Genomic DNA, 17924 nt, shown 5'->3' with positions numbered 1-17924 from the left:
TACTGCCGGGTCTTGTCGCCCGGCTGACGTGTTATTTCACCAGCCGCAGGTCGGCCTTGGCGGTCAGTGCCATGTTGGCCAGCCCTTCGATCGGCACCAGCCGTTCGATCAAATCGCTGTCGAGCTTGAAATTGCGCCCCAGCCGCACGCGCGGCTCGGCCCCGCTTGCGGTTCGCAGCCGGGCGATAACTTCACCCTTGCCATCGGGCTCGCGCGGCAAGAGCAGCGCCAGTTCGCGCAGGGCATCCTCGCGTGTCACGTCCAGCGTCAGGTGCATGCGCGCCGCGCTGGTCACGCTCGACAGCGGGCGGGCGCCGCGCACGGTCACGCGTGGCGGCTCGTCAGGGTTGGGCCGATCGAGTTCGACATTGAGCAGCACGCAGATGCCTTCGCGCGCCCAGGCGACGAAATCGTCGACCAGGGTTTCTTCAAAGCACGAGGCCGAAAACAGCCCGCTGCTGTCGGAAAAATCGGCCATGACAAAGTCCTTGCCGCGCTTGGTCTTGCGCTTCTGGACGTTTTCCACCAGCGCCGCCATGACCGCCGCCGATCGCGCGGCGCCACCGCCATCACCAGAACCCGCCATCAAGCTGCCATAGGTGCGCGCGCCATTGGCGCTCGCCACGGCGCGGTATTCTTCCACAGGATGCGCGGCGAAATAGAAGCCGAAGTTCTCGCGCTCGGCCGCCATCTGATCGGTGCGGCTCCATGGCTTGGTTTCCGCCAGCCGCGTGGCCGGCTGATCATGCCCGTCGCCGCCGAACAGGCCACCCTGGCCAGAGGTGCGGCTGCGCACCGCTTCATCGGCCACGGCCATCAGCAGTTCGGCGTTGGCAATGATCTTGGCCCGATTAGGCTCCAACCCATCGAGCGCGCCGGCCGCCGCCAGGGCTTCGAGCTGGCGCCGATTCATCGAGCCGGCGGGAATGCGTTTGAACAGATCGTCGAGCGTAGCGAACGGGCCACTCGCCTCCCGCTCCGCGACGATCGCGTCCATCGCCTTTTCCCCCACGTTGCGCAGGCCAGCCAGGGCATAGCGCACGGCGTGGCCATCGGCGGTCCGCTCCACGGTGAATTCGGCTTCGGAATGGTTGATGTCAGGCCCGGCCAGCGCCACGCCGTTGCGGCGCATGTCGTCGACAAAGATGTTGAGCTTTTCCGATTGGTGCATGTCGAAGCACATCGACGCGGCATAGAATTCGTGCGGGTAATGCGCCTTGAACCACGCGGTGTGATAGGCCAGCAAGGCATAGGCGGCAGCGTGGCTCTTGTTGAAGCCATAGCCGGCGAACTTGTCGATCAAGTCGAACAGTTCGTTGGCCTTGCCCGCCTCGATCTGCGACACCTCCTTGCACCCGGCCACGAAGCGCAGGCGCTGCTGGTCCATTTCCGCCTGGATCTTCTTGCCCATGGCGCGGCGCAACAGGTCGGCGTCGCCCAGCGAATAGCCCGCGAGGATCTGCGCGGCCTGCATCACCTGTTCCTGGTAAACGAAGATGCCATAGGTTTCCGCCAGGATCACCGACAGCTTTTCATGCGGATATTCAATCGCTTCCAGCCCGTTCTTGCGGCGGCCGAACAGGGGAATATTGTCCATCGGGCCAGGGCGATAGAGCGAGACGAGCGCGATGATGTCACCGAAATTGGTCGGCTTCACCGCCGCCAGCGTGCGCCGCATGCCTTCCGATTCCAGCTGGAACACGCCGACCGTGTCACCCACCTGGAGCAGGCGATAGACCGCCGCATCATCGAGCGGCAGCAGCGACAGATCGATGGTGATGCTGCGCTTGGCCAGCAGGTCCACGGCCTTGCGCAGCACCGACAGGGTCTTGAGGCCGAGGAAGTCGAACTTGACCAGCCCTGCGTCCTCGACATGCTTCATGTCGAACTGGGTCACCGGCATGTCTGACCGAGGATCGCGATAGAGCGGCACCAGTTTCGCCAGCGGCCGGTCCCCGATCACCACGCCCGCCGCGTGGGTAGAGCTGTTGCGCGGCAGGCCTTCCAGCTGGCGCGCCAGGTCGATCAGGCGCTTGACCTCGGGATCGCGATCGTACTCGCGCTTCAATTCCATCACGCCGTTGAGCGCGCGCTCCAGCGTCCAGGGATCGGTGGGATGGTTGGGCACCATCTTGCACAGCCGGTCGGTCTGGCCATAGCTCATCTGCAGGATGCGCCCGGTATCGCGCAGCACGGCGCGCGCTTTCAGCTTACCGAACGTGATGATCTGCGCCACGTGATCGGCGCCATATTTGGCCTGGACATAGCGGATCACTTCGCCACGCCGCGTTTCGCAGAAGTCGATATCGAAGTCTGGCATCGATACGCGTTCCGGGTTGAGGAAGCGTTCGAACAGCAGGCCCAGCTTGATCGGATCAAGGTCGGTGATGGTCAGCGCCCAGGCGACCAGCGAGCCGGCGCCCGAACCACGCCCCGGCCCCACCGGAATGTCATGATCCTTGGCCCACTTGATAAAGTCGGCCACGATGAGGAAGTAGCCGCCAAAGCCCATGCGGTTGATGATCGAAACCTCGAACTCCAATCGCTTGCGGTATTCCAGCACCTCGTCCCACACGCCCGCCGCGACGAGTTCGGGGTAGTCCGCGCCATCCGGTTCTGCCTCTGGCTCCAGGCACAGGACTTGCGCCAATTCGGCGTGGCAGTGTTCAGGGTAATAGGGCTTGAGCCGCTCGACCAGGCCAATGCGGCTGTCGCGCGCGCAGGCCAGCGCCTCCCCTTCCTTGTCGCCAGCCAGGCTGGGCAGGATCGGCTTGCGCTTGGGCGGGATGCAGGCGGTGCGCTGCGCCACCACCAGGGTATTGGCCAATGCCTCGGGCAGGTCGGCAAACAGCTCCTGCATCGCCTCGATCGGCTTGATCCACCATTGTTCCGAGGACCGCGGGCGATCCGGGCTGTCGACATGGGTGGAACTGGCGATGCACAGCATGGCATCATGCGCATCATAGAACTGCGCATCGGCAAAGCAGGCCGGGTTCGTAGCCACCAGCGGCAGATCGCGGGCATAGGCCAGCGCGATCAGGGCCTCTTCGGCGGCCTGCTCGTTGGCCTCGTTGCGGCGTGCCACCTCGATATAGAGCCGATCGGGAAACAGGGCCTGCAACCGCGTGCAATAGGCTTCGGCTGCGGTTTGCTGTTCACCGGCCAGCAGGCGCACCAGCGCGCCCTCGCCCGCTGCCGTCAGGCAGATCAGGCTGTCGGTATAGCCTTCCAGATCGGACAGCAGCACGTGCGGTGCATGCTCCAGCGGGCGATCGAGGTGGGCCCGGCTGACCAGGTGGCAGATATTGTCATAGCCCCGCGCATCCTGGGCATAGAGCGCCAGCCAATCGATCGTTGGCGCCTGCGGGCCAAAGCCGGGGCTGGATGCGCCCTCGCGTTCGGGGCGGGCAACGGCCAGCATGGTGCCGATGATCGGCTGGACGCCACCGTCCTTGCACGCCTTGGCAAAGGCAGCACTGCCGTAAAGGCCATTACGGTCGGTAATAGCGATGGCCGGGAAGCCGCGCTTTTCTGCGGTCTTGGCAATCGCCTTGGGGTCGATCGCCCCGTCCAGCATGGTGTACGACGAAAAGACGCGCAGCGGAACGAAGGGTGCGAAGGCCATGCCGGCAAGATAGCATGGCCTTCGCCTGATTTTGAGGGGCAGCGTGCCCTCATCAACAGATAAGCATCACCCCTTGGCCCGCTGGCCGTCAATCCAAGCGTCAACCCGTCCTTCCAGCACCGACAGCGGCACCGAACCGGCGCTTACCACCAGATCGTTGAAGCCGCGCAGATCGAACTTGGCGCCCAGCGCGGCCTGCGCCTTTTCCCGCAGCGCGACGATTCGCAGCATGCCCACCTTGTAGCCAGTCGCCTGCCCCGGCACGGTGATATAGCGCCGCACTTCCGAACGGGCCTGCTGCGCCGGCAGATGCGCGGTGTCGATCAGGTATTGCACGGCCTGGTCTTCCGACCAGCCCTTGGCATGGATGCCGGTATCCACCACCAGGCGCGCGGCGCGGAACAGTTCGGCATCCAGCCGCTCCAGATCGGCGGCGGCATCGGGGAACGCCCCCATTTCGCTGCACAGCCGCTCGGCATAAAGCGCCCAGCCCTCGCTGAACGCGACATAGGTATAGGCCTTGCGGAACTGCGGCGTGCCGGTCTGCCGCACCTGGATATCGCCCTGCATCAGGTGGCCGGGAATGCCCTCGTGGCACATCAGCGTATAGAGCGTGGCATCGGGGTCTTTCTCGCCCAGCATGTGCAGCCATACCCGTCCCGGCCGCTTGCCATCGGCGCTGGCAAAGGCAGCGTGGGCGGCGCCACCGGCTACTTCGCTGAATGCCGGCTCGCGCACCACCTCGGTGCCATAGGCCGGCAGCATGGTGAACACCTTGGGCAGCAGGGCGCGGTTGGCATTGACGATGGCGTTGGACTTGGCCAGGCGCGCCGCGCGCAATTCGTCGGTCCACGGGCGCGGCGGGTCCTTGGCCACGATATCGGCCCGCAGCGCAGCAGCATCGGCAAACCCGGCCTTGCGCGCCAGGGCGTCTTCGGCGGCATTGATGCGCGTCACTTCGGCAAGGCCGGTCTGGTGAATTTGTTCGGGCGTCAGGTCGGTCGTGGTGTTGAGGCGCAGCGCCGCAGCATACCAGTCTGCCCCGCCCGGCAGCGTGCCGACGCCGACCACGCCAGAACGCGCCTTGTCCAGATTGCCCTGCGCCCAGGCGATTACCCGCTGATAGGCTGGCTGCAAGGCGCGCACCGCATCGACAGCCTGCTCGGTCAGCTGGGCTGCCTGCACCGGCGAAATCGCCTTGGCCGCCAGCAGTTTGGCGATCTTGGTTTCGGCATCGTTGAGCAAGGGCGAGGCCGGGCCATTGTCGAACGGCGCGCCGGTGATCAGGCCCTTGCTGCCGGAAATCACGCGTTCCAGCTGAAACCGCGGCGGCAGGATCCCCATGGCGGCTGATTGGGTGGATTGGCCGATTGCAATGTCAAGCACGGCCGGAACCGCGCGCAGCCGGGTGATATAGGCGGCCATGTCTGACGCGTCCTGCACCTGGTGCGTGTTGATCAGGAAATTGGGCAGTTCGGCGTGGACGGAATAGAGGTAGGAATAAAACGGCGGCTGGTAACGGCGAAAGCGGTATTGCAGCTCGGCCCGATCGAGTTCCAGCGCCCAGATATCGTAGTTGATGCGTCCTTCGGGAGAGAGCGCATCACGGGAAAACGCGGCTTTCATCCGCGCGACGCTGCCCCGCCGCCATTCCAGGCGGCGCAGCATGCCAGCATCGCTGTTGTCGTCCAGCCGGTCCATGCCTTCCTTGCGGCCTAGGCGGGTGGCAAGCTGCGGCCGCAGCGCCAATTCAGCGGTAAATTCCTTGTCGAGAAATGCCGCCAGGCGCGCGTCCTGCGCTGCGGCGGCGCTGGTCGGCGCGGTGGCGGAAGGCGCGGTGGACGTATCACGCGCCAGCGCAGCGCCGCCTGCCAGGCATGACACCATGGCTGTGGCAGCCAGCATGGCGTGAATTGGCTTGATCATGATTGCCCCCTGCGTCGATTGTGCGGTTGGGGTTTTTGTACAAAACCTCCAACTGTTTACAACCGAAACAAGCTGGCGCAGCGTGAGGCCGGAGAAAAGCTGGACCCGGGATCAAGTCCGGGGTGACGAGAATAATGTGTGGTGGTTAAACGCCACGTCACCCCGGACTTGATCCGGGGTCCAGCTTTCTAAATCGCCACGTCCAATCGGCGCATGCGCCCTAAAGCAAAGCGACGATATCAGCCTCGATCGCCTCGGGCTTGTCGGTGGGGGCATAGCGGCGCACGACATGGCCGTTGCGATCGATCAGGAATTTGGTGAAGTTCCATTTGATCGCCTTCGTTCCCAAAACGCCGGGCGCCTGCGCCTTGAGCCAATCGAACAAGGGTTCGGCCTTGTCGCCGTTGACATCAACCTTGGCCATCAGCGGAAAGCTCAGGCCGAAATTCACCTGGCAAAAGGTGGCGATCTCGTCAGCCGAGCCGGGCTCTTGCGCGCCGAACTGGTTGCAGGGAAACGCCAGGATTTCGAACCCGGCATCGCGGTGACGGCGCCATAGCGTTTCCAAGCCTTCGTATTGCGGGGTGAAACCGCATTTCGATGCGGTGTTCACCACCAGCACGACTTTGCCGAGCCGGTCGGCCAGGCTGACCCGCTCACCATTGGGCAAGCGCGCGTCGAAATCGGCAATGGTCTTCGGCTCGCTTATGGCAGAATCATGCATGACAGTGCTCCGCAGGCATCGCTCCGGGTCGGTCCCGTCTCCATGCCGTGTTGCCACGGCTTGGCCCCCGAAATCAATGCCTTGGTTCACCGCATTAAAGCGGGAAGTCAGCCCGCTTGAACAGTTCCAGCGCTTCGGCCGGGCCATAGCTGCGATCGCCGGACTTTTCGATGACGAGGTCGTTGCGATCGGCTTCGGGCATGCGGCCCATCATGCGGACCATTTCGGCAAAGCTGCCCGAATGCAGCACGGCAAAGCCATGCAGCACGCTGCCCGCGGCATCGCGCGTCACGATCGTGGCGTGATCGTTCCAGAAATCTTGGGCACCTGCGCGGCCTTCGGCACGAATTGTGGTATTCATCTGATAAAACCCTCCTTGGGTTCCCCGGCAACGCACAAAGCGTCCTCCGGTTTCCATAGCAAAGCAATACCTATGTGAACCTGGGCTTACACCAAGACGCCCTCGTTCAGGCGCATGACCCGGTCCATGCGCACGGCAAGCCGTTCGTTGTGCGTGGCGACCAGCGCCGCGCTGCCCTCGCCGCGCACCAGCTTGAGAAACTCGTCGAGCACGCGGTCGGCGGTCGCCTCGTCCAGATTGCCAGTCGGCTCATCGGCCAGAACCAGCGCCGGCCGATTGGCCAGCGCGCGGGCCACGGCAACGCGCTGCTGCTCGCCGCCCGAAAGCTGGCTGGGGCGATGATCGAGGCGGTGGCCCAGGCCCAGCGCAGTGAGCAGTTCGGTCGCCCGCTCGCGCGCCTCGCGCTCTGCCTTGCCGGAAACGAGCTGCGGCAGGATCACGTTTTCGGTGGCGTTGAAATCGGGCAACAGATGGTGGAACTGATAGACAAAGCCCAGGTGATCGCGACGCAACACGGTGCGCGCGTCACCATTGAGCTTGGCTGCGTCGGTGCCGGCAATCTCGATCATGCCTTCAAAGCCGCCTTCGAGCAGACCAACGGCCTGCAGCATGGTGGACTTGCCCGAGCCCGACGGCCCGAGCAGCGCGACGATTTCGCCGGGGCGGATATCGAGGTTGACGCCGCGCAGCACGTCGATGCGCACGCCGCCCTGCTCGAAACTGCGGCGCAGGTTGCGCAGGCGGACGACGGGTTGGTTCATGGCCGTCTCACTCATAACGGAGCACCTGCACCGGATCGGTGCTGGCCGCCTTCAAGGCGGGATAAAGCGTGGCAAGGAAGCTCAGGACCAACGCCATCAGCGCGATCACGATGATTTCCACCGGATCGCTGCGGCTGGGCAGTTCGGTCAGGAAACGGATCGAAGGGTCCCACAGATTCTGGCCGGTGAGCAGTTCCACCAGATGCACGATCGGCTGGCGGAAATAGAGAAACACGAAGCCGAGCGCGAGGCCCACGATCGTCCCCAGCGCGCCGATGACAAAGCCGATGGCCATGAAGATCTTGAGCAGGCTGCGCCGCGAGGCACCCATCGTGCGCAGGATCGCGATGTCGCGCGTCTTGGCGCGAACCAGCATGATCAGCGACGAAAGGATGTTGAACACCGCGACCAGCACGATGATCGACAGCACCACGAACATCGCCACGCGTTCCACGGCCAGGGCCTCAAACAGGCTGGCGTTGATCGTCTTCCAGTCGGCGATCTGGGCCCGGCCTTCCAGCTGCTTCTTGAGCGGGCCAAGCGTGGTCATCACCGTATCGGGATCGGTGGTGGTCACCTCGATCATGCCGATCGAATCACCGGTGAGCAAAAGGGTCTGCGCATCAGGGATGGGCATAACCACGAACGCGTTGTCGTAGTCATAGACGCCGACTTCAAAGATCGCCGCCACCTTATAGCCCACCTGGCGCGGCACCGTGCCAAATGGGGTGGAGCGACCAGCGGGGTTGATGATCGTGATCGTGTCACCCACCTGCGCACCCAGGCTTTCAGCCAGGCGCGATCCGATCGCCACGTTGTCGCTGCCCGGCTGCAAGGCGGCAAGATTGCCGGCCTTGAGCTTGTCCGACAGGCGGTTGATATCCTTGGGCGTGTTGCCGCGCAGCACGATGGCTTCCACCCGGCCGTTGAAGCTGGTCAGCAGAGGCTGCTCGATCAGCGGGGACGCGCGGGTGACGCCGGGCGTCTTCTCCAGCTTGGCCAGGATATCCTGCCAATCTTCAAGCCGCCCGCCATAGGCCTGGATCACGGCGTGGCCGTTGAGGCCCACGATCTTGTCGAGCAGTTCGGCGCGAAAGCCGTTCATCACGCTCATCACGATCACCAGCGCGGCCACGCCCAGCATCACGGCGGCCAGGCTGATGCCGGCCACCATGGCAATGAACGCTTCTCCGCGTCCGGGTAGCATGTAACGCTTGGCGATGGTCCATTCGAAAGGCGAGAGGATCAAAGGCGGCACACTTTCGCGCTGGAACTGGACGGATTTGTCGGCCGCGGCTTTAGGACGGCGGGCACGACAGGGCAAGACGCCCCTGCCCAATCATGGAGTGCCGCGATGGTTCCCGCGTTTGGTGCTGCCAAGCCCTTTCAGGCGGCCACGCGCAGCCGGGCGCGGCCTTCGGCCTTGGCGCGATAGAGCGCGCTGTCTGCCGCCGCCAGCGCGGCATCTGGATGGCTACCCAGCGCGGCGATGCCTGCGCTGATGGTAATCTTGACCGGGCCTTGCGGCGTATCCACCGCCAGCGCGTTCACCGCCTTGGCCAGGCGCTGGCACACCTTTTCGGCGTGAACCAGTTCGGTATCGGGCAGCAGGACAGCAAATTCCTCCCCGCCGATGCGGGCCACGAAATCGGTCGAGCGCACGGCCGCCACGGCCGCCTCGGCAAAAGCGCGCAGCACGCGATCGCCCACGGCATGCCCATAGCGATCGTTGACCTGCTTGAAATAGTCAATGTCCACCACCGCCAGCGCCGAAGGCACGCCCAGCGCGCCGACGCGCTCGGCGGTTTCGAAGAAGGCACGGCGGTTGGGAATACCGGTCAACGGATCGGTCAGCGCGGCGCGCGAGAGGTCTTCCTCGATGCGCTTGCGCTGGGCGATGTCGCGCGTCACGCAGACCAGCCCATCGATCTCGCCTTTTTCGTTGGTGACAGCGCGGAAATGGGTCTCGAACCAGCGCGCCGGGCCACCCAGCGGCAGGCCCAGGAACTCCACCGCCACCGGTTCACCCGGGCTGGCCAAGGCAGCATTCCAGGCAGCGGCCACGGCGGCACGGTGCTCTTCCGTCACGATCTGGCGGAAATCCACGCCGTGGAGTTGTTCGGGCACATGGCCGGTCAATTGCGTGATCGCGGGAGAAGCATAGCGGATCGTACCGCGCTGGCTCATGTGGATGATCACGTCGCTCACATGGTCTGACAGCAGGCGATAGCGCGCTTCGCTGTTCGCCAGATCGAGCATGCGGCGGCGGCGGCGTTCCTGCTCGGCCACCACCGGCAGCACGGCCAGCACGGTAATGCCCAGATAGACCTGGAAGAACTGCAACCGCCCGGCCAGGACATGCAGATCGGTGGGTGCCAGTTGCATGTCGGCAATCGGGCCGTGGCCCAGCACGGTCATCAGCCCGCCCACCGTTGCCAGAATGATCGGCAGCGTGAGGGCGACAATGGCATTCGCCCAAACCGCGCCGAACAATACGAGCAACAGCGGAAACAGCAGCAGGGGCCGGGCGATCTGCGAAAACACCGCGATCGTCAGCACGATCATCACGCCGATCAGCAGCAGCGCGCGCAGGCCATTGCCCTTGGGCACCAGCGGCTGGCGCGTTTGCCAGGCCAGGCACAACAGGCTGCCCGCCGGCAGGAAAATCAACAGGCCCAGCGAATGGCCCACCAGCCAATCCACGAAACTGGCGCGCATCGGCTGGCCCAGTGTCAGCCATACGATCACCGCCGCCAGCATGGCGCCGATCACCGGGACGAACAAGCCGATCCCCAGGCTGTAGCCCGCCATCCATTCGGCAGTGTCTTGCGGCCAGTGGTCTTTCATGAGGCGGCGCAGGATCGCCGCGGCGACCACGCCCTCGAACAGGTTGATCACCATCATCGCGGGCGCGGCCAGCCAGCCAAGCCCGAACAAACCGGTGACGAGCCAACTGGCGACGCCGGTTGCGGCAATCGTTGCTGGCCATACCCGCGTCGGCAATGCATTGAGGCGCGAGGCGAGAACCGCGTTCGAAACCCACACCATCGCCACGCCGCCGCTCAGCCGGCTGTACTCGATGGCGAGGAAAGCACTGATGAAAAAGGCGAGTGCCGTAACGAGCGCGGCACGCAGCGATGCTGCCGGGGTTATGGCCAGACGGGGCCGAGGAAGAACGGCGGTTTGCATGGCCCTTATACCTGCCACCAAATGGTTAATTCCAACCTAAGGGGCAGCGCTGAGCGCGCAATACGATGGTAAAGTTTTGGAAACCAGCTGCACCGTGATCGCCGCTCTTGAACAACTGTATGGCGCTAATTGATAATTTCTCCTGAATCGGGCCACGCCAAATGGCTGGGCTGCGCGCACCCTTGCCTTTGGCGGCAAACGTCGCCACATGGGCGCCATTGCTCGGCCGGGGCATTTCGCACCGGTGCGAGTCTTTGGCGCGAGCGCTTGCGAGACAGATGATCACCACCAACCCCTTCGAGGACCGCGACGGCGACAAGCTGCGCGAGGAATGCGGCATTTTCGGCGTGCTTGGCGCGCGCGATGCGGCAGCGATGACGGCACTGGGGCTCCATGCCCTGCAGCATCGCGGCCAGGAAGCGGTGGGCATCACCAGCTTCGACGGGCAGGAGTTCTTCTCCCGCCGCGGCATCGGCCATGTCGCGCAGAACTTTTCCAGCGGCCAGGCAATCGCCGAACTGCCGGGCATGATGGCCGCCGGCCACGTCCGCTATTCCACCACGGGTGGTTCGGGCCTGCGCAATGTGCAGCCGCTGTTTGCCGATCTTGCTGCCGGTGGCTTTGCCATCGCGCACAACGGCAACATTTCCAACGCGATGTTCCTCAAGCGCGATCTGGTGCAAAAGGGCGCGATATTCCAGTCGACCTCGGATACCGAGGTGATCATCCACCTCGTGGCCACCAGCCGCTATCCCACGCTGCTCGATCGCTTCGTCGATGCGCTGCGCCTGGTCGAAGGCGCCTATTCGCTGATCTGCATGACGCCCGAAGGCATGATTGCCTGTCGCGATCCGCTCGGCATCCGTCCGCTGGTGATGGGCAAGCTGGGTGACGCCGTGGTGTTCGCCAGCGAAAGCGTCGCGCTAGACGTGGTGGGCGCCGACATGGTGCGCGAAGTGGAGCCAGGCGAACTGGTCCAGGTGGCCCTCGACGGCTCGATCCAGACGCATCGCCCGTTTGGCGACACGCCGCAGCGCCCGTGCATCTTCGAGCATGTCTATTTCAGCCGCCCGGATTCGATCCTGGGTGGCCGCTCGGTCTACGAAGTGCGCAAGGCCATCGGCACGCAGCTGGCGCTGGAAAATCCGGCTGACGCCGACCTCGTCATCCCCGTGCCCGACAGCGGCGTTCCTGCTGCGCTTGGCTATGCCCAGCAATCGGGCATTCCGTTCGAGCTTGGCATCATCCGCTCGCACTATGTCGGCCGCACCTTCATCCAGCCCTCCGACGGCGCCCGCAATGCCGACGTCAAGCGCAAGCACAACGCCAACCGCGCCCTGGTGGCCGGCAAGCGCATCGTGCTGATCGACGATTCGATCGTGCGTGGCACCACCAGCCTCAAGATCGTGCAGATGATGCGCGAAGCCGGCGCGCGCGAAGTGCACTTCCGCGTCGCCAGCCCGCCGACCGAACATTCGTGCTTCTATGGCGTGGACACGCCGGAACGCTCGAAGCTGCTCGCCGCGCGGATGGACATTGCCGCCATGGCCGAATTCATCCAGGCCGATAGCCTGGCTTTCGTCTCGATCGACGGCCTCTATCGCGCCGTGGGCGAGGTTCAGCGCAACAGCACCTGCCCGCAGTATTGCGACGCCTGCTTCACCGGCGACTATCCCACGCGCCTTACCGATCTGGGTGATCGCGCGCCGGGCTGCTCGCCGGTCAAGCTCAAGGCCAAGCCCGCCAAGGTCGCCTGAGCGTGTCGGCCGCCAACGCGCAAACGCCGCTCGCCGGCCGTGTCGCCCTCGTGACCGGCGCCAGCCGGGGCATCGGTGCCGCCACGGCCCGGGCGCTGGCAGCCGCTGGTGCCCATGTGGTGCTGGTGGCCCGCACGGCGGCCGAACTGGAAAAGGTGGAAGACGAAATCTTCCAGGCCGGCGGCAATGCCACGATCGCGCCGGTCGACCTGGCCGAACCCGATGGCGTGGCGCGCCTGGCGTCGGCGATTTCCGAACGCTGGGTGGCGCTCGATATCCTGGTGATCAACGCCGCCGTGCTGCCGGCCCTCACCCCGGTGTGGCAGATCGAGCCGCGCGATTTCAGCCGCGCGATAACGCTCAACGTGCTGGCGACGCACTCGCTGATCAGCGCGTTCCATCCCCTGCTCAAGGGCAGCCAGGATGCGCGCGTCATCGGCCTGACCAGCAGCGTCGGCGCCGCGCCGCGCGCCTATTGGGGCGCCTATGGCGCGACCAAGGCGGCGTTCGACAATCTCCTGGCCAGCTATGCCCAGGAAGTGGCCGCGATCTCGGGCATTCGCGTGGCCATCGTCGATCCGGGTGCCACGCGCACCAAGATGCGCGCCAAGGCCTATCCCGGCGAAAATCCGGCCAGCGTCAAGCCGCCCGAAACGGTGGCTGCGCGCATCGTCACCCTGGCCAGCGCCGATTTCACCAGCCCGCACCGCGAGCGGGTGGACGAACCCGCCTGAGCTTTCCGCGCGGTTACATGTCACAATCGCATGAAATCTTAGGGTGTCATTGCGCCTGTTAACCTGCTGGTAACGCACTTTCCTCATGCTTCCACAACGGCCGCGTGCTGCGCGGCCTGGAACCACGGCTTCAGCAGGTCAGGGCCAATGCCGACAATCAATTGGCAGCAGGATTACGAAGCAGCCGCCAGCGACGATCGCTGCGCCCCGCGCTCGCGCATGGTCATTCCGGCCAAGTTGCGCCGCAACGGGGCCCGCGCCGCGCAAACCCTAGTGCTTGATCTCTCACTGGCCGGCTTTTCGGCGCTCGCTTCGGTGCGGCTGGCCCAGGGCAGCAAGGTTTACCTCACGCTGCCCGGCCTGGAACCGCGCGAGGCCGAGGTCGTGTGGTGGCATGCCGGCCTGGTCGGCTGTGCCTTTGCCAACCTTTTGACCCAGCGCGAGCATGACGCGCTGCTGCTGCGCTATGGCGGAGAGGCCGACGGCGACGGGCGCTGAGCCGCCCGCCCCTGCCGCTACCGATAATCTCGTCTCAAGCCTGCGCCTTCATCGCGCCATGCGCGGCGAGAGCCCGCGCCCGCGCCTGACCATGATCGATGATCTTGGCCGGATAGCCGCGCGGTGGGCGTTGTGGATCATGAATGTCGGCATCGTCGAGATGGCGCAACTCGGGCACCCATTCACGAATATAGGCCGCCGCATCGAACTTGGCCGATTGCGATAGCGGCGCCATGATCCGCACGAACATGTTGGCATCCAGCCCGCTACCTGCCACCCACTGCCAATTGGTGGCATTCGCGCCGTAATCGGCATCGACCAGCGTATCCCAGAACCACTGCTCGCCCGCGCGCCAGTCGATCAGCAGGTGTTTGATCAGGAAACTGGCGGCGATCATCCGCACGCGGTTGTGCATCCAGCCGGTGTGCCACAACTGCCGCATGCCGGCGTCGACAATGGGATAACCGGTGCGCCCCTGCTGCCAGGCGGCAAGCTCTTCGGGTGCGTCACGCCACGGCAAGGCATCGAACGCCGCGCGGCCATTGCGCGCGCCGTAATCGGGGCATTGCAGGATCAGGTTCTCGGCATAGTCGCGCCAGCCCAGTTCGCTCAGGAACACGTCCACGCTGCCGCCGGCATCGGCCACGGCGTGCCACACCGTGGCGGGAGACACTTCCCCGAAATGGAGATGGGGCGACAGCATCGAGGTGCCCGAACAAGACGGCAGGTTGCGCTGCTCGTCATAGCGACGGGCACGATCGACGAACTCTTCCAGACGCTGCGCTGCGCCCGCTTCTCCCGGCGTCCAGGTCTCGCGCATGCCGCCGGCCCAATCCGGGCGCTGGGGCAAAAGCTGCCAATCGTCCAGGTCGTCGCTCGCTGGCCAGAACGCTGGGGCGGGTAGCCTTGCGGGCGCCGGCTGGGGCGGCGGGGGCGGCAACTGCTGCAGGCTGGCGCGCCAGAACGGGGTATAGATCTTGTAGGGCTGGCCCGCACCGGTGGTGACCGTGCCGGGTGGCAGCAGGAAATTGCCGTGATGCAGGCGCAAGTCCAGCGCCTTCCCCACCGCGCGCTCTGCCAGGCGCCACCACGGCTCGTAATGGTGCAGTGCATGAACCACGCGCGCGCCGGTCTCGCGGCGAATGGCGGCCAGCGCCGCATCGCACTTGCCGCGGCGCAAGATCAGGCGCGATCCCATGGCCTGCAACTGCGCATCGAGCCGTTCCAGGCTGTGATGCAGCCACCAGCGCGACGCGGCGCCCATGCGACGGTGCTTGGGGGTTTCGTCGTCCAGCACATAGACCGGGATGACCGGGTTGCCGCTGGCGGCTGCGGCAGCGAAGGCGGCCTGGTCCTGCAGGCGCAAATCCCGGCGCAGCCAGACAATTGTTGGGCTCGTCATGCCTTGCTATGTGCAGGGTAATGGCCCACTTGGCCATGGTTGGCCGCCTGCCCCTTGGTGCAGGTCTGCGCGCTGGGCGCCCATGGTGCCGCAACTGGAGAATGGGCCTTGGCCGAACCGCTCTTTGTCCGTCCTGATGTGCAGGCGTTCCTCGATTACCTGCGCCAGGCGGCTGCCGCCGGTGCCCCCGCGATGCACCAGATGCCGGTGGACCAGGCGCGCGCCGCCTATGTTGCCATGCAGCAACTGGCCGACCTGCCGCCGCGCGACCTGCCCGTGATCCGCGACCTGCAGTGCCCGGGGCCAGCCGGCGAAATTGCCTTGCGCCTGTATGACAGCCGCGAAGCCCGCGCCCCGGGGCCAGTGCTGGTGTTCTATCACGGCGGCGGTTTCGTGCTGGGCGGGTTGGACAGCCATCACAACGTCTGCACCGAGATCGCCGCGCAGATGGACTTGCCGCTGGTCTCGGTCGATTACCGTCTCGCGCCCGAACATCCGTTTCCTGCCGCCACCGACGATGCCGAAGCGGCAACGCGCTGGATCGCGCAATCTCCGGCGGAGCTGGGCTTGGAGGTCACCGGCCTGGTGCCGATCGGCGATTCGGCCGGCGGCAATCTCGCGATCGTGGTTACCCAGGCGCTGGCTGCCGATCCCGCCGCCGTGCCGGTCATCGCCCAGGTGCCGATCTACCCACTGACCGATGCGGTGGATGGCCACGCCTCTTTCCGCGAATTTGCCGAAGGCTTTCTGCTCGATGCCCAGGTGATGCGCTGGTTTGCCGATGCCTATGCCGCGCCGGCCGACAGCATACGCACCTTTCCGCTCAACGGCGGGCATGACCGCATGCCCCCTACGGTGCTAGTGACCGCAGGCCTCGATCCGATTCGCGATAGCGGGCGGGTCTATGGCGCGGCCCTGGCACGCGCCGGATCGCCCCTCGTGTTCACCGAACGCGCGGGAACGATCCACGGCTTTATCCAGGTGCGCAAGGCCATCCCCAGCGCGCAGGCTGATCTGGAAGCAATTCTGGCGGCGCTGCGCGGTGTGCTAGATGCCGGGCGCCCTATTGTTTGAACGAGGACCACCTATCCATGAGTGCGGACCCCTTTGCCGCTCTTCCCTATCGCCCCTGCGTGGGGCTGATGATCGTCAATCCCCAAGGCCGCGTCTTCGTCGGCAAGCGTATCGACAACAAGGAAGGTGACGCCTGGCAGATGCCACAGGGCGGCATCGACGACGGCGAGGAACTGGTCCCCGCCGCGATGCGCGAACTGCACGAGGAAACCGGCCTGACGAGCGAGCACGTCACCGTGCTGGCGCAGAGCCGCGAAGAGCATTTCTATGATCTTCCGCCCGAATTGCTGGGCAAGCTGTGGCGCGGCCAATATCGCGGCCAGCGCCAGGCATGGCTGCTGCTGCGCTTCAACGGCCAAGACAGCGACGTGGTGCTCGACGCCCACGATCCGGCCGAATTTTGCGAATGGAAGTGGGTCGATCCCGAGCAGTTGCCCGATCTGATCGTACCGTTCAAGCGGCGCGTCTATCGCCAGGTCGTGGAAGAATTCCGCGCGCTGATCTGAGTTTACTATCAGCGTTAGGCTTCGCCTTCCACCGGGTAGTGCGAAGCCTAACGCATCCCCCGCAAAATCAATTCGCCTGAACCGGGTCCTTCGTCGCAACCGGCTCAGCTGCCGCCACCTGCGGCTTGGGGCCAGCGGCAAGCGCCTTGCTCACCACGGCCGTTTCCGGGCAGGCCTTGCCGCACAGGCCCTCCAGCCGGGTGAGCGTGGCCTTGGCCTTGTCGATGGCGCCCTTTTCGGCAAGCGCCGCGCCCTCGCCCGCAATCGCGGCGAGATTGTTGGGCTCGCGGTCCAGCACGTCGCGGTAATAGTGGATCGCCTTGCCCTGAAGCCCGGCCTGGCGCGAGGCATCGCCCAGCGCGACCAGGATGCTGGCATTGGCCGGATCGATGGTCAGCGCCGATTCCAGGTTATCGGTCGCGGCGTCGATGTCGCCCTTGGCCATGAGCGTGCGCCCTTCCTGAAACAGCACCTGCGCGCGCGGATCGAGAGGCTCGCTGGTGTGGGCCGAGCCCATGCTGCCGGTCACGGCCACAAGCAGGGACAGCGCAAGGGCCGCTGGCGTGTAACGCATCAAGAACTCCTTCAGCCGGGACTGCTCACCGCGGCGATAGACCACCCTCATGGCCGATGGGTCTATCACAGACGAACCAGCCGAGCGAAGAAAAACCCGTCCGTATCGTCATGATACGGAGACAAACGCCAGCCGCCACGATGCGCCCGCCCGGCCGGCATGGCCAGTTGTTCACACGTGAAATCGGGATGGCTGGCCAGGAACGCGTCCAGCCCATCGGCGCCCTCGGCATCGATCAGCGAGCAGGTGATGAACACCAGGCGCCCACCGGGCCGCACCAGCCCGGCCGCCACGTCCAGAACCTGGGCCTGCATCTGCTGATAGCGAGCGATCGCGGCCGGGCTCAGCCGCCAGCGCGCCTCAGGATTGCGGCGCCAGGTGCCGGTGCCCGAACAGGGCGCATCGACCAGGACCGCATCGGCCTGGCCGCGCCAATCGGCCAGCATCTCGGTCTCTTTGCCGGGATTCAGCAGCCGCGTTTCCACCAGCGCGCCAGCGCGTTCTGCCCGTGGTGCCAGGCGTGACAGGCGCGGGCGATCGATGTCGCACGCCAGCAACCGCCCGGTATTGTGCATCGCGGCGGCCAGGGCCAGGGTCTTGCCCCCGGCGCCAGCGCAAAGGTCCACCACGTTTTCGCCGGGCCGCGCGCCCAGTGCCTCGCACGCAATCTGGCTGCCGGCGTCCTGCACTTCGAACAGCCCTTGGGCGAATTCGGGCCAGGTTTCCGCGGGCGTGCCCATTGGCAGGCGCAGGCCATGCGGCGCCACCACCGGCTCGGCCGCGACCGGCAGCC

Annotated in this window: 15 protein-coding genes; 5 read left to right on the top strand and 10 right to left on the bottom strand. The window is 65.3% G+C overall.

Annotation, left to right across the window (positions count from 1 at the left end; all coding sequences use genetic code 11):
* Window positions 1-31: 31 nt before the first annotated feature.
* From dnaE to H926_RS0104625, 7 genes are all read right to left on the bottom strand, one after another.
* Window positions 32-3625: a DNA polymerase III subunit alpha gene (dnaE, locus tag H926_RS0104655; RefSeq protein ID WP_022675281.1), complete on the bottom strand. Its 3594-nt coding sequence runs from the start codon at window positions 3623-3625 to the stop codon at window positions 32-34.
* A gap of 66 nt (window positions 3626-3691) precedes the next feature.
* Entirely contained in the window at window positions 3692-5551 is a 1860-nt protein-coding gene (locus H926_RS0104650) for a DUF885 family protein (RefSeq protein ID WP_028657590.1), read from the bottom strand.
* Window positions 5552-5771: 220 nt separating this feature from the next.
* Entirely contained in the window at window positions 5772-6275 is a 504-nt protein-coding gene (locus H926_RS0104645; RefSeq protein WP_022675279.1) for a glutathione peroxidase, read from the bottom strand.
* 94 nt (window positions 6276-6369) lie between these two features.
* The gene (locus H926_RS0104640; RefSeq protein ID WP_022675278.1) at window positions 6370-6636 is read right to left on the bottom strand and encodes a hypothetical protein; all 267 of its coding nucleotides are present in this window, start codon (window positions 6634-6636) and stop codon (window positions 6370-6372) included.
* Between the two features lie 86 nt (window positions 6637-6722).
* Window positions 6723-7397, bottom strand: a complete 675-nt coding sequence (locus H926_RS0104635; protein WP_022675277.1) for an ABC transporter ATP-binding protein — start codon at window positions 7395-7397, stop codon at window positions 6723-6725.
* A 7-nt stretch (window positions 7398-7404) separates the two neighbouring features.
* On the bottom strand, window positions 7405-8646 hold the full coding sequence (locus H926_RS0104630) for a lipoprotein-releasing ABC transporter permease subunit (RefSeq protein WP_022675276.1): 1242 nt from the start codon (window positions 8644-8646) through the stop codon (window positions 7405-7407).
* A 137-nt stretch (window positions 8647-8783) separates the two neighbouring features.
* Window positions 8784-10586 carry a diguanylate cyclase gene (locus H926_RS0104625; protein WP_022675275.1) on the bottom strand — a complete coding sequence of 601 codons (1803 nt, stop codon included), beginning with the start codon at window positions 10584-10586 and terminating at the stop codon, window positions 8784-8786.
* A gap of 278 nt (window positions 10587-10864) precedes the next feature.
* On the opposite strand from H926_RS0104625, the gene purF reads away from it, so the two are divergent.
* The 3 genes from purF (at window position 10865) to H926_RS0104610 (ending at window position 13575) form a co-directional block, all read left to right on the top strand.
* Window positions 10865-12343, top strand: coding sequence for an amidophosphoribosyltransferase (gene purF / locus H926_RS0104620; RefSeq protein WP_022675274.1), 1479 nt, complete (start codon window positions 10865-10867; stop codon window positions 12341-12343).
* 2 nt (window positions 12344-12345) lie between these two features.
* The gene (locus H926_RS0104615; protein WP_022675273.1) at window positions 12346-13077 is read left to right on the top strand and encodes an SDR family NAD(P)-dependent oxidoreductase; all 732 of its coding nucleotides are present in this window, start codon (window positions 12346-12348) and stop codon (window positions 13075-13077) included.
* A 147-nt stretch (window positions 13078-13224) separates the two neighbouring features.
* Window positions 13225-13575, top strand: coding sequence for a PilZ domain-containing protein (locus tag H926_RS0104610; protein WP_022675272.1), 351 nt, complete (start codon window positions 13225-13227; stop codon window positions 13573-13575).
* Between the two features lie 34 nt (window positions 13576-13609).
* Here H926_RS0104610 and H926_RS0104605 read toward each other — a convergent pair whose 3' ends face one another.
* Complete coding sequence (locus H926_RS0104605) at window positions 13610-14977, bottom strand: deoxyribodipyrimidine photo-lyase (protein WP_022675271.1); 1368 nt, start codon at window positions 14975-14977, stop codon at window positions 13610-13612.
* 108 nt (window positions 14978-15085) lie between these two features.
* Between H926_RS0104605 and H926_RS0104600 the strand changes: the two genes are divergently transcribed.
* Window positions 15086-16051, top strand: coding sequence for an alpha/beta hydrolase (locus tag H926_RS0104600; RefSeq protein WP_028657587.1), 966 nt, complete (start codon window positions 15086-15088; stop codon window positions 16049-16051).
* Between the two features lie 17 nt (window positions 16052-16068).
* A complete protein-coding gene (locus H926_RS0104595) occupies window positions 16069-16557 on the top strand; it encodes an RNA pyrophosphohydrolase (protein WP_022675269.1) in 489 nt (162 codons plus the stop codon).
* Window positions 16558-16624: 67 nt separating this feature from the next.
* On the opposite strand, the gene H926_RS0104590 is transcribed toward H926_RS0104595, so the two are convergent.
* Together H926_RS0104590 and H926_RS0104585 are read right to left on the bottom strand one after the other, a co-directional pair.
* Complete coding sequence (locus tag H926_RS0104590) at window positions 16625-17131, bottom strand: tetratricopeptide repeat protein (RefSeq protein ID WP_148291634.1); 507 nt, start codon at window positions 17129-17131, stop codon at window positions 16625-16627.
* Between the two features lie 65 nt (window positions 17132-17196).
* The coding region (locus H926_RS0104585; RefSeq protein ID WP_028657585.1) for an RsmB/NOP family class I SAM-dependent RNA methyltransferase at window positions 17197-17924 on the bottom strand (728 nt) is incomplete at its 5' end.

This window comes from Novosphingobium sp. B-7 (assembly GCF_000410615.1).
Taxonomy (GTDB): Bacteria; Pseudomonadota; Alphaproteobacteria; order Sphingomonadales; family Sphingomonadaceae; genus Novosphingobium; species Novosphingobium capsulatum.
This window is presented reverse-complemented; position numbering and strand designations above follow the sequence as displayed.

What these genes read in the sequence shown, in the direction of transcription:
- dnaE (WP_022675281.1), bottom strand. Translation starts at nt 3,625, where the DNA reads ATGGCCTTCGCACCCTTCGTTCCGCTGCGCGTCTTTTCGTCGTACACC.
- H926_RS0104650 (WP_028657590.1), bottom strand. Translation starts at nt 5,551, where the DNA reads ATGATCAAGCCAATTCACGCCATGCTGGCTGCCACAGCCATGGTGTCA.
- H926_RS0104645 (WP_022675279.1), bottom strand. Translation starts at nt 6,275, where the DNA reads ATGCATGATTCTGCCATAAGCGAGCCGAAGACCATTGCCGATTTCGAC.
- H926_RS0104640 (WP_022675278.1), bottom strand. Translation starts at nt 6,636, where the DNA reads ATGAATACCACAATTCGTGCCGAAGGCCGCGCAGGTGCCCAAGATTTC.
- H926_RS0104635 (WP_022675277.1), bottom strand. Translation starts at nt 7,397, where the DNA reads ATGAACCAACCCGTCGTCCGCCTGCGCAACCTGCGCCGCAGTTTCGAG.
- H926_RS0104625 (WP_022675275.1), bottom strand. Translation starts at nt 10,586, where the DNA reads ATGCAAACCGCCGTTCTTCCTCGGCCCCGTCTGGCCATAACCCCGGCA.
- purF (WP_022675274.1), top strand. Translation starts at nt 10,865, where the DNA reads ATGATCACCACCAACCCCTTCGAGGACCGCGACGGCGACAAGCTGCGC.
- H926_RS0104610 (WP_022675272.1), top strand. Translation starts at nt 13,225, where the DNA reads ATGCCGACAATCAATTGGCAGCAGGATTACGAAGCAGCCGCCAGCGAC.
- H926_RS0104605 (WP_022675271.1), bottom strand. Translation starts at nt 14,977, where the DNA reads ATGACGAGCCCAACAATTGTCTGGCTGCGCCGGGATTTGCGCCTGCAG.
- H926_RS0104595 (WP_022675269.1), top strand. Translation starts at nt 16,069, where the DNA reads ATGAGTGCGGACCCCTTTGCCGCTCTTCCCTATCGCCCCTGCGTGGGG.
- H926_RS0104590 (WP_148291634.1), bottom strand. Translation starts at nt 17,131, where the DNA reads ATGCGTTACACGCCAGCGGCCCTTGCGCTGTCCCTGCTTGTGGCCGTG.